The organism is Alicyclobacillus fructus (genome assembly GCF_017329605.1).
GTDB classification, from domain to species: domain Bacteria; phylum Bacillota; class Bacilli; order Alicyclobacillales; family Alicyclobacillaceae; genus Alicyclobacillus; species Alicyclobacillus fructus.
In genome coordinates, this window is sequence record NZ_JAFMTY010000012.1 from 31,495 (window position 1) to 45,275 (window position 13,781).

At 64.6% G+C, this 13,781-nt stretch carries 15 protein-coding genes; 2 read left to right on the forward strand and 13 right to left on the reverse strand.

Annotation, left to right across the window (positions count from 1 at the left end; genetic code table 11):
- Positions 1 to 22 precede the first annotated feature (22 nt).
- The 7 genes from purR to yabG all read right to left on the reverse strand — a co-directional run bounded on the left by purR (position 23) and on the right by yabG (position 7,099).
- The gene (gene purR / locus J3481_RS07760) at positions 23 to 826 is read right to left on the reverse strand and encodes a pur operon repressor (protein ID WP_206831483.1); all 804 of its coding nucleotides are present in this window, start codon (positions 824 to 826) and stop codon (positions 23 to 25) included.
- 10 nt (positions 827 to 836) lie between these two features.
- Entirely contained in the window at positions 837 to 1,715 is an 879-nt protein-coding gene (ispE, locus tag J3481_RS07765; protein WP_206831484.1) for a 4-(cytidine 5'-diphospho)-2-C-methyl-D-erythritol kinase, read from the reverse strand.
- A 55-nt stretch (positions 1,716 to 1,770) separates the two neighbouring features.
- On the reverse strand, positions 1,771 to 4,416 hold the full coding sequence (gene cphA / locus J3481_RS07770) for a cyanophycin synthetase (protein ID WP_206831485.1): 2,646 nt from the start codon (positions 4,414 to 4,416) through the stop codon (positions 1,771 to 1,773).
- Positions 4,413 to 5,249, reverse strand: a complete 837-nt coding sequence (locus tag J3481_RS07775; RefSeq protein ID WP_206831486.1) for a cyanophycinase — start codon at positions 5,247 to 5,249, stop codon at positions 4,413 to 4,415. The genes cphA and J3481_RS07775 overlap by 4 nt, the downstream gene beginning before the upstream one ends.
- Before the next feature lie 110 nt (positions 5,250 to 5,359).
- Entirely contained in the window at positions 5,360 to 5,545 is a 186-nt protein-coding gene (locus J3481_RS07780) for a small, acid-soluble spore protein, alpha/beta type (RefSeq protein WP_169304837.1), read from the reverse strand.
- A gap of 195 nt (positions 5,546 to 5,740) precedes the next feature.
- The gene (veg, locus tag J3481_RS07785) at positions 5,741 to 6,016 is read right to left on the reverse strand and encodes a biofilm formation stimulator Veg (RefSeq protein WP_008340745.1); all 276 of its coding nucleotides are present in this window, start codon (positions 6,014 to 6,016) and stop codon (positions 5,741 to 5,743) included.
- Positions 6,017 to 6,238: 222 nt separating this feature from the next.
- Complete coding sequence (gene yabG / locus J3481_RS07790) at positions 6,239 to 7,099, reverse strand: sporulation peptidase YabG (protein WP_206831487.1); 861 nt, start codon at positions 7,097 to 7,099, stop codon at positions 6,239 to 6,241.
- A 74-nt stretch (positions 7,100 to 7,173) separates the two neighbouring features.
- Here yabG and J3481_RS07795 point away from each other — a divergent pair, with 74 nt between their 5' ends.
- The gene (locus J3481_RS07795; RefSeq protein ID WP_236011392.1) at positions 7,174 to 7,998 is read left to right on the forward strand and encodes a hypothetical protein; all 825 of its coding nucleotides are present in this window, start codon (positions 7,174 to 7,176) and stop codon (positions 7,996 to 7,998) included.
- Here the strand turns inward: J3481_RS07795 and J3481_RS07800 are convergent.
- The gene (locus J3481_RS07800) at positions 7,983 to 8,462 is read right to left on the reverse strand and encodes a ribonuclease H-like YkuK family protein (protein WP_328702070.1); all 480 of its coding nucleotides are present in this window, start codon (positions 8,460 to 8,462) and stop codon (positions 7,983 to 7,985) included. The genes J3481_RS07795 and J3481_RS07800 overlap by 16 nt on opposite strands.
- Positions 8,463 to 8,529: 67 nt before the next feature.
- Positions 8,530 to 9,237 carry a metallophosphoesterase family protein gene (locus J3481_RS07805; RefSeq protein WP_206831489.1) on the reverse strand — a complete coding sequence of 236 codons (708 nt, stop codon included), beginning with the start codon at positions 9,235 to 9,237 and terminating at the stop codon, positions 8,530 to 8,532.
- A 54-nt stretch (positions 9,238 to 9,291) separates the two neighbouring features.
- Here J3481_RS07805 and J3481_RS07810 point away from each other — a divergent pair, with 54 nt between their 5' ends.
- Positions 9,292 to 10,365: a phosphotransferase family protein gene (locus J3481_RS07810; RefSeq protein ID WP_206831490.1), complete on the forward strand. Its 1,074-nt coding sequence runs from the start codon at positions 9,292 to 9,294 to the stop codon at positions 10,363 to 10,365.
- Positions 10,366 to 10,410: 45 nt separating this feature from the next.
- On the opposite strand, the gene J3481_RS07815 is transcribed toward J3481_RS07810, so the two are convergent.
- Genes J3481_RS07815 through J3481_RS07830 form a run of 4 tightly spaced genes read right to left on the reverse strand, consistent with a single transcriptional unit; the run spans position 10,411 to position 13,754 of the window.
- Complete coding sequence (locus J3481_RS07815) at positions 10,411 to 11,184, reverse strand: IclR family transcriptional regulator (protein ID WP_206831491.1); 774 nt, start codon at positions 11,182 to 11,184, stop codon at positions 10,411 to 10,413.
- Between the two features lie 39 nt (positions 11,185 to 11,223).
- Positions 11,224 to 11,646 carry a MaoC/PaaZ C-terminal domain-containing protein gene (locus tag J3481_RS07820; RefSeq protein WP_206831492.1) on the reverse strand — a complete coding sequence of 141 codons (423 nt, stop codon included), beginning with the start codon at positions 11,644 to 11,646 and terminating at the stop codon, positions 11,224 to 11,226.
- Positions 11,643 to 12,098 carry a MaoC family dehydratase N-terminal domain-containing protein gene (locus tag J3481_RS07825; RefSeq protein ID WP_206831493.1) on the reverse strand — a complete coding sequence of 152 codons (456 nt, stop codon included), beginning with the start codon at positions 12,096 to 12,098 and terminating at the stop codon, positions 11,643 to 11,645. Before J3481_RS07825 ends, J3481_RS07820 begins: the two co-directional genes overlap by 4 nt.
- 21 nt (positions 12,099 to 12,119) lie before the next feature.
- The gene (locus tag J3481_RS07830; RefSeq protein WP_206831494.1) at positions 12,120 to 13,754 is read right to left on the reverse strand and encodes a long-chain fatty acid--CoA ligase; all 1,635 of its coding nucleotides are present in this window, start codon (positions 13,752 to 13,754) and stop codon (positions 12,120 to 12,122) included.
- Between the last annotated feature and the right edge of the window lie 27 nt (positions 13,755 to 13,781).

Genomic DNA, 13,781 nt, shown 5'->3' on the forward strand with positions numbered 1-13,781 from the left:
TCCTCATGCATGGCAATCGCACTTACAGCGCCCCGAGATTGGGGAGCACCTCGAAACCTTGTTCGCGCACGGGGCCGACCAAGAGCAGGGCGACGTAATCGGCGACCATCTTCTCGACCGGCTGTGACGTGGCCATAAACACGGCGGTGCCGCACACCTCGCCGCCGAACTCCCCGATGAGCTCCGCCACCGCCCGCGCCGTGGCCCCCGCGCGCATGAAGTCGTCCACGATGAGCGCTCTGGCGCCTCGCGGGACGAGCCGAGTGCTGAGCGACATGGTCTGAATCCGCTTGGCCGATCCGGACACGTAGTGCGTCGTGAGCGACGCGCCTTCGGTCACGCGCTGCTCCCGCCTCACGATGGCGAGGGGCGCGTGCAAATACCGCGCGGCGCTCGCCGCGAGCGGAATCCCCTTCGTCTCGACGGTCACGACCACCTCGACGCCCGCGTGCGCGAAGCGGCTCGCCACCATGGCGCCCGCGGTGTCGATCACGTCCGGATCGCCAAGCACGTCCGACGCATACAGAAACTCCCCCGCGATGACGCGATCGGGCGAAGCGAGCCGGCGGGCGACGTCCCACAAGAAAGCCTCGGCGCGGCCGCGTTCGACGTGAGGAACGAAGCGCACGCCGCCCTGCGCCCCGACGAGCGTCTCCACCCGCCCCGCGCCATCCTCGGCCAGCGCCTCGCGGATGAGTTGCACGTCTTCGCTCAGCGTCGACTTGGCGACGCCCCACGCCTCGGCGAGCGACGAGATGCCAAGCGGCGCCATGGGGCGCTCGACGAGCCGGCGAGTCAGGCGGATGAGTCGTTCATGCCGCTGCATGGCCGCCTCCTCAACTCCGCCCGTGCGCCTGGGCGTACCCGCCCACGAACCGGCACACGTACACGTCTTTCATGATGCCGCGGAGCGCGTTGTACAGCCGATGCGCGTGCGTCTGCACGGGGGTCAGCACAAACAGCGTCGGGCCCGACCCGGACATGTGCACGGGCCGCTGCGCGATGGCACGCACGCGCTCCTTGAGCGCCTTCAGTTCTGGGTACAGGCTCAGCGTCACGCGCTCGAGGGCGTTGTGAACCAGCTCAAGCGCGCGCTCGTGATCTCCCTCGACGAGGCAGCGCACCATGTCATGGCTTCGCGGCGACGAGGTGAAATCCGACGGCTCCAGGCCCCGGTAGATGTCGGCCGTCGACACGAAGATCCGCGGGTGCAAAAGCACCGCGTACATCGCCGGGACCTGTGGATACCGGGTCACGCGTTCCCCGCGGCCGCGCGCCACGGCGAGCCCGCCGTAGACGCAGTAGGGCACGTCGGAGCCCACTTCCGCGCCGATCTCGGCGAGCTCGTCCAGCGTGAGCCCTGCGCCGGCCAGTTGGTTCAACCCACGCAAAACGGCCGCGGCGTCGCTCGATCCGCCGGCGAGCCCCGCGGCGACAGGGATGTTTTTCTCCAGCTGAATATGCACGCCGCCCGCAAAACCGGTGTGGCGCCTGAAGGCATGCGCCGCCTGCACGCACAGATTGCGCTCGTCCACCGGCACCGAGGACGAGCTGCTGTCCATCGTGATCTCGCCGTCGTCGCGCGGCTCCAGCCAGATGACGTCCGATAGATCCACGGTCTGCATGACCATGTCGACTTCGTGATACCCGTCTTCGCGGCGCCCGAGGACGTCCAGCGTCAGATTGATCTTCGCGTACGCGCGTTGAAACAACAAAGCGCTCCACCTCGACTAGGACTAGCATGCCGAGGCGGCGTGCCAATGTCAAGGATCACAGCATCGCGAGCCGTCCATCGGCGCCATCCGCCGAAACCGCGCCCCACGGCCGCGCGCCGACGCCCTGCAGCGCCTCCTTCAGCGGCGCCAGTTGCTCATAAAACACGCACGCGACGTCCTCTGGGCCGAGCGACCGTATGGCGAGGAGCGCGGCCTCCCGCTCGTTCAGCACGACGCGCACCGGTTTGTCGGGACAAGCCCGCGAAAGAGAACGGGACAACAGCTGCGCGATCTCGCCAGGCTCTCGCCCGCGCAGATCGGCGTCCTCCTTGACCACGAACTCGTCAAACCACGGCGCCAGCGCGCGCCCCGCCTCCTCCACGACGTGATCGGCCCGATCCCCTGGCACGCCGACGACGCCCACGCGGCGCCTGCAAGGGAGCGCCTGAAGCCATCGCCCGACCTCGCGGAAGCCGGCCGGATTGTGCCCGTAATCGAGCACCACGCGCGCGCCGTTTGGCAGCACGTAGAGCTCGAGCCGGCCGCTGTTGTGTTCCGGCAAAAAGCTGGCGAGCGCCTTGGCCACCGTCCGCACCGGCAGTCCCGCCGCGCGCATGGCGGCCGCCGCCAGCGCGGCGTTTTCGACGTGGAACCGCGCCAGGCCGCCGAGGCAGAGCGGGATTTGGGCCACGGCGACGATGGGTCGCTGCGAACCGCCCTGCCATTCGTACAAGACGCCGTCCGAGACCACCACGGCCGTCCCGCCCGCCTGGACGTGGCGCGCGACGTGCGGGTTGGTTGGGTTCTGCGACACGAACACGAGCCGCGCCCGGAAGCGGGGCGCGAGGGCAAGCACGCGCGGATCGTCGGCGTTGAGGACCACCGCCCCGTCGTCGCGGACGCATTCGCCGACCAGCGCCTTCACGAAGGCGATGTCGTCGATGGATTCAAGCCCGTCCTGGCCGACGTGATCGAGCGACAGATTGGTGAGGACGCCGACGTCCGCCCAGTCATACGCCAGCCCGCCGCGCACAATGCCGCCGCGCGCCGTCTCGAGCACGGCGACCTCGACGCGCGGGTGGGAGAGCACGAGCCTGGCGCTCATCGGGCCTGTCGTGTCCCCGCGGCATACGCACTCACCCCCGATGTAGACCCCTCCCGTGGTCGTCAGCCCCACGACCTTGCCTGCGAGCGAGAAACCGTGCGCCACGAGCCTCGCCGTCGTGGTCTTGCCGTTGGTGCCCGTGATGGACACGATGGGAATGCGCCCGTCCGATCCCGAGGGAAACAGCGACTCGACGATGGCTTCCGCCGCGCGGCGGGGCTCGCCGCAGGACGGGTGTTCATGCATCCGGATGCCCGGGCAGGCGTTCACTTCAATGACCGCAAAACCCCCGGTGTCCGCGGACGAGGTGAGCGAGGGCACGACGAGATCGACGCCGCACACGTCCAGCCCCACAACCTCCGCGGCCCGCTCGGCCACGCGCAGGTAGGAAGGATGCAACTCGTCCGTCACGTCGCGGGCCTCGCCGCCCGTCGACAGGTTGGCGCTCTCGCGCAGCGCCACGCGCTGCCCGGCGGCCGGCACCGACTCGGGCGACATGCCCTGGCGCGCAAGCACCTGCCGCGCGATCTCGTCGATGGCGATCTTCGTCAGCGGCTTCTCGTGGCCCTCGCCGCGGCGCGGATCGCGGTTGACGAGATCGACCAGTTCGCGGACGGTGTGCTCGCCGTCTCCCTCCACAAAGGCGGGCTCTCGCACGGAGGCGGCGACGGCGCGGCCCTGCACCACCAGCACGCGCACGTTCTCGCCCGGCACGTACGCTTCGACGATCACGTCATGCGCGTATCGGCGCGCTTCGCGAAACGCCGCGCGCACCTCTTCCTCGGATTCGAGGCGTAAGGAGACGCCCTGGCCCTGGCGCGCGTCGAGCGGCTTGACCACCGCCGGGCAACCGAGCTTTCGCCACAGGCGGACGGCCTCGTGTTCGTCCGCCGCCACGCCGCCCGGCGGAACGGAAAGCGCCGCCTCCTCGAGGAGCTGCTTCGTCAACGCTTTGTCACTCGCGATGTCGGCCGCGACGCACGAGGTCCGATCCGTCAGGGTGGCCTCGATACGCTTGCGGTGCACGCCGTAGCCGAGCTCGAGAAAGCTGCCCTGCAGGCGCCGCACCGGAATGTTGCGCCGCCGGCACGCGTCGACGATGGCCTGGGTGCTTGGGCCCAGGCGGTCGCCTTCGTACAGCCGCGCGATCTCTTGAATCAGAGCGGCGAGATCGGCAGAATGGCGATCTTCGGCGAGCGATGCGACGATGTCGACGGCGGCCTCGAGCGCCCGGCGCTGGGCGGGGAAGGAGGCGCACTCGATGGCCACGTCGTAGAGGCCCGGACGGCCTGCGTACACGGTCTTGCCGTAATTCGCCGGGATCCCCGCGAGATGCCCCAACTCAATGGCGACGTGTTCGCAAATATGGCCGAAGTAGGTTCCATCCTCGAGCCGCTCGATGAAGCCGCCGGGGCGGCCCTTGGCGCAGTGGTGTTGCGAGAGTCCTGGGAAATGATGCAAGAGACGTTCTTGGAATCCGGGGATGTCGGTGCTCTCTTTGCCGGCGTAGACGCCGAGGTCCAAGCGGGCCAGAAGAACCGGACGATACGTGAAGATATTCGGCCCTTCGATGAAGCGAATGCGCACGATATTCATGAGGTTAGCTCCTTCTGGCGAAGCCAGTGTGGAAAGTCGGGAATGGGCCGGCGCTCGCGCAGCAAATAGCCGCACCCCTCCGGGAGCGTGTGCAGCTTCACGTCACACAGGGCCAAGGACTCGTCACGGCGGATTTTGTCCAGGTTCGAATAGGTCATTCCACCAGCGTCCACCACGCTCACCGCGCCGCGCCCCATGACTTCAAGCACGCAGCCGTCGTGCACCACGACAGCCGTATCTTCGTCGATGCCAAGGCCCAAGTGGTGCGGGTATTGCGCGACGGCCGACAACAGCCGCCCGAGCCTGCCCCGCTGCGCGAAATGCTGGTCGATCACGCAACCATCCAGAAATTCCATGCCAGGCGCCATGCGCACGATGGAAGGGCGAGGATTCGTCTCTCCCTCGCCTTCGACGATCATCGTGCTCGACATCATCGAAGCACCTGCGCTTGTGCCGCCGAGCACCGCCCCATTCCGATGCGCCTTGTGCAAAGCCGAATCCACCTTTGTTCCGCCCAAAAGCTTGGTGATCCGCTCCTGCTCCCCGCCCGTGAAAAAGATGCAGGTCGCCTGCGCGATCATCTGCACGGCGCTGTCGCGGTTCGCGGCCTCGCGCGTGGACACGTCGAACGTCCGCACGTCGCCCGCGCCGAGGCGGTGAAATACGTCCACATACTCAGCGCCGACCTCAACCGGCGTTTTCGTCGCCACGGTGATGACGAGCACGCGCGCGTGCTTGCCGCCGCCGAGATCGAGAAACCGGCGCAGAATGCGGCACTCGCCTGTCTTGTCCTCCGCGCCGCCGATGATGACGAGAGGTCCTCGCTGCCCCAACCGCACGCCCTCCCAGACATTGGTTAACTCACCTGATACGTTTCCCGAAAGGCGCGGCGCTCATGCGAACGCCATCAAAAGGCGGCCAGGACCTTCCTGGCCGCCTTCGGTCACCTCTGCCCGGACTTCTCAGCCAACGCTTGCTCCGCGATCTCGATGGCGCGCTTCACCATGTTCCCGGCGTCGCGCGCTTTGATCCCGCCCCAGCCTTCGCGCTGGACCGTGTCGTAGAACCCGAGCTCTTTGGCCAGTTCCACCTTGAACGCATCTGACATGGTGCTCCTGCGCCGTGCCATGCCAAATCCCTCCCTGGTCAGAGGCGACAGGTTTACGATGCGCCGAGGGAGCGCGTTCTATGCGACGGCGCTCGAGCAAAGCGCCACGGAGCGCACACAAAAAGGGCGAGGCCGAAGCCTCACCCGCGTTCGAATTCAGGGTTATTCAAACTCATGAGGCCTGTCCCCGTGCGGACCCCGGCCTGTCTTCGAGGTTCAGTGTTCGACCACGAACTTGGTGGTGTTCCCGTCCTCCTTGCAGAGCATCAGCTCGACGGTCTCGGTCAGCACGTCCGCGTAGCTATACGAAACGCGCTCGAACGATCCGTCCGGCGGGTCCAGCTTGACGACGAACACCGACGGATACGTCTCTTCGAGAACCCCGAAGCGCTCGATGGTTTTCCGCCTGCCTCCGTTTGCACGGAGCAACACGCGTTCACCCACGAGTCCATCCAGACTCTTCTTAATTTCGTGGAGCGCATTCCTGGCCAACACACACCACCTCTTTCCGCGCTTCATTATACCATCGCGCAGAAGGTGGTGTCAAGGAAATTTAATGATTATATCAGCGCATCTTTTTCAGTGTCAATGGGTATTTTACGGGGATCCGTGACGAAGTTGCTCGAATGTCCCCCCTGTGATGACCTGCCGGCGAGTGATGAGCCTCAGGCGCCTTCGCCCGCTCAAGCGCCGAAAGCCGCGCTCGGCCTGATCTCAATACATGGACTTCGGCAGGCCGAGGCGATACTTGCCGCGCGACTCCAGGCCCCCGATGCCGTCGGTGCCGGTGTAGGTGGATTTCACGGCATCGTACAGGTTCACGGTCTCGTGGATGGGAGTGAACGCCACCTTTTCCGCGATGAACACCGGATCGAGCGCGTGGATCATGATCCGCTGCGGAGACGAGGCGAAATTCGCGCCGGCCTCGATGAGCGCCTCGAAATGCGACTGGCATGCCCCGGCGATGATGACGAGATCGTCCATGTTTCGCACGTATTTGCGGGCGTTCGCCACCGTTTTGACGAAGTTTTGCGAGTTTCTATAATTCTTGATGTCCGACCAGTCCTTTCCCTTGCGGATGACGCCGTCGTGGCCGGTTATGATCAGGATGTCCGGCTCATACGTTTCGAGCAGGTGCACGACCTTGCGCGGCATCTCCGATTCGGCCACGTGCTGGCCGACCGCGCGGATCCCGAGTTCCTCGTACATGGCGAGGCATTTCTGCAGATAGGCGCCGTCGCCGTCCAGGTGCAGCACCGTGCCGGGGCGCTCGAAAAAATCCGGATTGGCGCGATATCGGGCTTCTTTCCGCAAAGCGCGCTTTTCCGACTCGTGGGCGCGGCGGGATCGAATGATGCGCAGGCACTCGCCGACGACCTGCGTGCGCATGGCCTCAAACGCGCGCAGATCTTCTTCGGTGACAGGGGCGAGATCGTCAAAGGGCGCGTCGGCCATCAGCCGCACATCCAACCCCTTCAGGATGGCCGTTTCTGTGCTTTCATCGAGTTCAACGATCACGAAGCAGATGTCATGGCCGTATGACCGGCGGGTGACGCGGTCTCCGATGTGCCACACCGTCCATCGCCTCCCTTGGCGGGCTCTAGACTACGGTATGCGGCACATCGTCCTCGTGATCCCGGGAGGGATGGATGCTGGCAACTGCACGCGACATCACTTGCGTCCTGGCCGCGCGCGACGAGGCGCGCCGAATCGCGAACGTGCTGCGGCAGGTTGCGCGGGCGGGGGTCATGCGCGTCTCACTGTGCGTGAACGGCGCGACGGATGGCACGCTGGCGGCGGCGCGGAGGACCGCATCGGAGCTGGAGCTTGAATTGACGGCGACGGAGTTCGCGAAGGCGCTGGGACACGATGCGCCTCGCGCCATTGCGGCGATGGAAGCGTGGCGGCGCTGGCCTCACGCGCACGGCTTGTTGCTGGTGGACGCAGACTGGCAAGGGAGCTTCGGCCCCATGCTGTCCGATTTCATTCAGGACGCGCTTTGCCACCCCGCGTCCATCACGGGCGTCTGCGGCCGCGTGCAGGCGCCCGATCTCGACCGGCTCTGGGAGCGCATCGTGCGCCGCGCAGGCGCCCCGGCGGCGCTTCGACCGTTTTTGCTCCCGCAGCTCATTCCGCTCTCCACGTTCACGCGGGTTTCGCCCCGCTTCGCCGCGTCGCCTGGGCTGTTCTTCGCCCTCACGCGCCGCTCTGCCATCGCGTGGCGCGCATACGAAGCCTGGGACGGAAGACTGGTGGGGAACCCCGCGCGCAGCGCGCAGGAACAGGCGCAAGTGCTGGAGATCCTGCGCGAAGACGCGCGAGCGGCTGAAAGGGCCCTCTTCGGCGGCGCAGGCGATCCGCCGCCGCTTTGGCCAGGATTGCGCAATTGGCGAGAGGTCGAGGCGTGGATGAGTCAAATCCGCGTGGACACCCCGCTCTTGGCCACGGCGCGCGGAGATCAGGACTTGGTGTAGCGATCCGCCACCTTGCTCGCCCCGAACGACTCGGGCTTGATCCGCGCCTCATAGCCGTTGGACTCGATCCACGCGACAATCTCGCGGATCCACTGCTTGGTCTCACCGCCCTCGCCGATGTCGAGGTGGACCTCGATCTGCCAGTCCTGCCCCGCCTTTTGCAGCCATTCGCTCAACAGCCCGCCCACCTGAAGAGATAACGAGGCCTCCGTAAACATGCGCTGCCTCAGCGAGTGAATATGCTCGTGATGTTCTTTGTGGACGTAGTAGCGAGCGCCGCGTCCGACGCGGTGCAGGATGACCGCGGTCACGAAGGTCGCGGATCCCGTGTGCTCGTGTGGCTGCGAATCGGTGCCGATGATCAGGCGAAATCGGTCTTGCGGATGATCTTTCCTCTCCTGGATGACGTCCTCCGCCACCTGCTCCAGGGTGACCACGCCGAGCGTCGGGCTGCGAAACAGCACGCGCACCGCCCCCTCTCGTTGGCTACGCGGCATCCTCGCCTGCTTCGCGGTCATCTGCCGCAGGATGTCACACGGGCTCAGCTGTGCTGGTCAACGCCCCGCCCTCGTCGACGAGCGCGTTGACCTGGCCGCCGTGACGCGCACCTCCGTCAATTCCGACTTTATCCGAACCATACCACACGTCATGCGTCCCATGCAGCATCATGCACGGCGTGTGCCCGAACACCACCAGCTTGCCCACGCGGTGCGGGCGCGTATAAAACCGCTCGCGGATGGTGAGCAGATCCCGCTTGGCCGTCTGCCGCCAGTCCGCCTTCTCAGGGTCGATCCCGGCATGAACGGCCACCCATCGTTCTCCCTCCCATGCGTAGGGCAGAGCGCGGAGAAACGAGGCGAGCGATGCATCTTCGGCAATGGCGCGGTACAGGGGATCTCGCCTCGGGCCGAGCGGTTTCATCCCTCCGCGCATCCAGCGCACCACGGCTTCCTCGTGATTGCCGCGAAGCGCCACGGCGCCGTCCGCGCAGAGTTGTCGGACCCGTCTGAGAACACCAAGGCTGTCCGGCCCGCCCGAGATATAGTCGCCGATGAGAACCAGTTGGTCTCGATCCGGCCGATAGTCGACGACCTTCAGCAGGCGCGCGAAGGGGCGCAGATGCCCGTGGATGTCGCTGATGAAAATCGTGCGTCCACGCGCTTGGTCCGGCACGGCGATCCCTCCCGAAAACGCTTGCAACCCGCGCTCGCGTTTCACATAATAGAAATTGTATTTCATTGTTTAAATCCTTGCCACAGATCACCTGTGAAGCGAGGCTTGGGGGGCTCGCCCATGGACATCCGCGCCATCCCTGGCGTCATGCCGGTTCGCGAGGAAGACAGGCTCGATTGGAATCGACTCCGCGACTACCTCGTGCGCGAGGGCGTGCTTCCGGCCGATTCCGCTCCACTTTACGCCGTTCAGTTTCCCACCGGCGCATCCAACCTCACCTATCTGATTCAGAGCGGCGAGTTCGTGGCCGTGCTGCGCCGACCGCCCCACGGACCGCTCCCGCCGCGCGCGCACGACATGGGGCGCGAATCGTCCATTCTGGCGAGGCTTCATCCGCATTTCCCGAAGGCGCCGAAGCCGTACGCCTACTGCGACGATCCGGCCGTGATCGGCGTGCCGTTTTTCATCATGGAATACCGCCCCGGCGTCCCCTTGGACGATTCCTTTCCGGAAGGGTTCGCGTACACGCCCGAGGTGGGACGGGCCATCTCGGAACGCGCCGTCCGCGCGCTCGCCGAGTTGCATGCCGTCGATCCGGCCGCGTCCGGACTCATGGCGTTTGGCAAGCCCGAGGGCTTTCTGCGGCGCCAGGTCGAAGGATGGATCGAACGGTTTCATCGATCTCGCACAGACGAAGACGTGCCTCACGCCGACACCGTGATGGCGTGGCTCAGCGGCCACGTGCCGGAGTCGCGGGATGTCGCCGTGATCCACAACGATTTCAAACTGAACAACATGCTGTTTGCGCCGCCGGCCTACCAGGACATCGTCGGCATCGTGGATTGGGAGATGGCCACCGTCGGCGATCCGCTGTTCGATCTCGGCGTCATGCTCAGCTACTGGACGGAGCCGTCCGATCCGCCGACGCTCCGGGCGCTGTTTCCGTCCGTGACGACGCTCGAAGGGTTCTACACGCGGGATCAAATGGCCGAACGTTACGCCGAGGAGACCGGGCGCTCGATCCACGACATGAAGTTCTACTACGTCTTTGGCGTATTCAAGCTCGCCGTGATTCTTCAGCAGATCTACGTCCGGTACAAGATGGGGAAAACGTCCGATCCGCGGTTCGCCCGATTCGGCGATGGCATCCGGGCGTTGGTCGAGCATGCGCGGGGCGAGATCGACCAAGGGTAAGATGTCCTCGTGCAAAAAAAGACGGCACCCGCCACCCCGGGTGCCCTATGGCCTTCCTTGATATCCGCTCCACGTAGAGACCTTGGCTGCGCTCTCTTTGAGCGCCTTCACCGCTCGCTCGACGTCCTCTTCCTGAATCACCGACGTCATGGTGAGGCAGGAGAGGACGAGATCGACCTTGTTCTGCTGGTTGAACACCGGTACGGCCACCGCGGAGATGCCTGGCCACAGTTCCCCATGGGAAACCGCGTACCCCTTCTCGCGCACCTCCTGCAACAGCCGCACGTATTCCTCCTCGTCCGTGATGCTGTAGGGCGTGTACGCCTTGAGTCCCTCCCGCAGCACTCGACGCCACGTGGACTCGTCGTCATACGCGAGAAAACACCGGCCAAACGCGGCGCCGTAGACCGGAAACTGCTGGCCCACGGACACCGCGATGCGCACGCCATCTCCCGGCGGCTCGGCGGATCCGATGTAGATGACGCGATCATCCCGCAGGCGCTTGACCAACACAGCCGTCATGCCGGTCTGGGAAGCGACCTGATGGAGTTCGGCGAGCGCGTGCGCGTACACATCGTTCAGGTCGGCCGCGCGCGCACCCAGTGGGATCAGGTACGGTCCCAGGCTGTAGCGGCGGGACTGGGGATCGTACGAGACGAAGTCCTCCCGCTCCAGCGTACGCAACACCCGCAGGCACGTCGTCTTGTTCACGCCGAGCCGCTCGGCGATCTCTGTCAAGGTAGATTGCCGGTACTTGTGCCGGCTCAACAGTTTCAGCACGCGCGCAGCGAGCGCGACAGATGGCACTTGGTAGTCCAACGGACACCCTCATTCCGCGAAAGAGTCTCAGGCTCGCCGTCAGGCGAGCGGTTTGCGGAACGTCGCCGTACCTTGGACGACGCGGACGTCTCCCGGCGACTTCTGCGCCCAGACGTCGCACGTCACCACCTGATAGCCTTCTTCCTCTTTCACCTCTTGGACGACGCCGTCACAGGTGATAATATCACCGGGCCGCACCATGTCAACGAAGCGGACGCCAAAGGACAGCAGATCGCCTTGCTCGCCGATCTCGTCCGTCAACATCTGCGCGACAAATCCCATCGTGAGCATGCCATGGGCGATGACGCCGCCGAGTCCCGCCTCTTTGGCGAACTCCTCCACCGTATGAATCGGGTTGAAGTCGCCCGACGCGCCCGAATACTTGACAAGCTGAATCTTGGTCACGGGCGGCTTGGTGAGCGGCGTGAGGTGATCGCCCGGCTGATACCGCTTGGCCGTCATTTCGCTCCGCCCCCTTCCGGACGATAGATCACCGTCGACTTCGCCTCCTGGACGATCTCGCCGGCCTCATTCTCCACCTTGTAGGTGAACACGAGCAAAATCATCCGTCCGAGCTTGCCCGCCCGCTCTTTCACGTCGGTCAGAGCGAAGCTCGCGTACAACACGTCCCCCGCGAGGATGGGCTTGTGATACGTGTACGACATCTCCCCGTGAATGAGCCCTTCCGTGGGCATCTCCAGCCCGGGGATGACGCCATAATCGAACGTCCGGCTGAAGGTGGGCGGCGCGACCAGGCGGCCGAAGCGGCTTTGCGCCGCATAGGTTTCGTCGTGATACAGCGGATTGGGGTCGCCAATCGCATCTGCGAACTTGCGGATGGCGCCTTTCTCCACCTCGTTTTTCACCGGCTTCGACCAAACCCCAAGCAGCCGCTCGAAATCCGCGAGTTCCATGGCTCATCTCCTCCACAAGGCTCAGTACATCGACACCAGTTGGCCCTTGTCGTACTGCTCGCGCAGCGTCTTTTTCGAGAACTTGCCCACGCTCGTCTTCGGGATCTCCTCCACGAACACGTAGTCGTCAGGCAACCACCACTTGGCCACCATCTTGGACAGATGGGCCTGGAGATCGTCCTTGGTGACCTTGCCCCTGTATTCCTCGCGCAACACGACGCACGCGAGCGGGCGCTCCTGCCATTTCTCGTGCGGGATGGCGATCACGGCGGCCTCCATCACCGCAGGGTGAGCCATCAGGGCGTTTTCGAGATCCACCGAGGAGATCCACTCGCCGCCCGACTTGACGAGATCCTTGACGCGATCGACGATTTGCAAATAGCCGTTTTCGTCGATGGTCGCAATGTCGCCCGTGCGGAACCAACCGTCCTCGGTGAAGGCCTCCTTGGTCTTCTCCGGATCTTTGTAATAGGAATCGATGATCCAAGGGCCTTTGAGGAGCAGTTCGCCCATCTCCTTGCCGTCGTGCGCGACCTCCTCGCCCTTTTCGTTCACGATGCGCATTTCGAGGCCCGGCAAAATGAGCCCTGTCTTCGCGCGCAGTTTGTACTTCTCCTCGTCCGGCAGGTCCTTCAGGCTGGTCTTCGGGAAGGAGACGAACGTCACGGGGCTTGTCTCCGTCTGGCCATAGCCCTGGTACAGCTTGACGCCGAGTTCCTTTTCATACGCTTCGCTGAGCGACGCCGGCAGCGCGGACCCGCCCGACATGAAGAAGCGCACGCAGGAGAAGTCGTATTCGCCCGGATGTTGACGGACGTGATTCAGGATGCCCATCCAGATGGTCGGCACACCGGCGGAATACGTCACGCGCTCGTTGTGAATCAGATCCGCCAAGTCCTTCGCGGTCGGGCGCGGACCGGGATAGACCTGCTTGGCGCCGATCCACGTGTCCGAATACGGGCGTCCCCACGCGTTGACGTGAAACATGGGCACGACGGGCATCGTGACGTCCGTTTCCCGAGTGCCGAGCTCGTCGACAAGCACCGTCAGGCAGTGGAGGTACAGGCCGCGGTGCGTGTAGACGACGCCCTTCGGGTTGCCGGTCGTCGCCGACGTGTAGCTGATGAGCGCCGGGGTGTTCTCGTCGAACGTCGGAAACTCGAAGTGCGGATCGCCCTGGCGAATCAGATCTTCATAGTGGTACACATTCGTCAGCTTCGTCTCCGGCAGCTTGTCGTTGTCCGTCATCACGACGTACGCCTGGACGGTGGTGAGCTTGGGCGCCACCGCTTCGATGAGCGGCAACAGATCCTCGTCGACAAACAGCACCTTGTCCTCGGCATGATTGATGACATACGCAATCTGCTCGGGGAACAGCCGAATGTTGACCGTGTGCAGCACGCGCTGCGAGCACGGCACCGCGTAGTACAGTTCGAGGTGCCGATGATGGTTCCAGGCGAACGATCCAACGTGTTCAAGCGCTTTCACGCCGAGCACGCGATCGAGCGCGTTTGCGAGCCGGCAGACGCGATCGTACAGATCCGCGTAGGTGTAGCGGAACACGCCGTTGTACCCGCGCGAGACGATTTCCTTTTCCGGGAAGATGGTCTTGGCGCGATACAGCGGCGATTTGAGAAGAAGCGGATAGTTCATCATCGCCATCGACTCCTTTCACGAGTCCAG

What these genes read in the sequence shown, in the direction of transcription:
- purR (WP_206831483.1), bottom strand. Translation starts at nt 826, where the DNA reads ATGCAGCGGCATGAACGACTCATCCGCCTGACTCGCCGGCTCGTCGAG.
- cphA (WP_206831485.1), bottom strand. Translation starts at nt 4,416, where the DNA reads ATGAATATCGTGCGCATTCGCTTCATCGAAGGGCCGAATATCTTCACG.
- J3481_RS07795 (WP_236011392.1), top strand. Translation starts at nt 7,174, where the DNA reads ATGCTGGCAACTGCACGCGACATCACTTGCGTCCTGGCCGCGCGCGAC.
- J3481_RS07830 (WP_206831494.1), bottom strand. Translation starts at nt 13,754, where the DNA reads ATGATGAACTATCCGCTTCTTCTCAAATCGCCGCTGTATCGCGCCAAG.
- J3481_RS07805 (WP_206831489.1), bottom strand. Translation starts at nt 9,237, where the DNA reads ATGAAATACAATTTCTATTATGTGAAACGCGAGCGCGGGTTGCAAGCG.
- J3481_RS07825 (WP_206831493.1), bottom strand. Translation starts at nt 12,098, where the DNA reads ATGGAACTCGCGGATTTCGAGCGGCTGCTTGGGGTTTGGTCGAAGCCG.
- J3481_RS07780 (WP_169304837.1), bottom strand. Translation starts at nt 5,545, where the DNA reads ATGGCACGGCGCAGGAGCACCATGTCAGATGCGTTCAAGGTGGAACTG.
- J3481_RS07810 (WP_206831490.1), top strand. Translation starts at nt 9,292, where the DNA reads ATGGACATCCGCGCCATCCCTGGCGTCATGCCGGTTCGCGAGGAAGAC.
- J3481_RS07820 (WP_206831492.1), bottom strand. Translation starts at nt 11,646, where the DNA reads ATGACGGCCAAGCGGTATCAGCCGGGCGATCACCTCACGCCGCTCACC.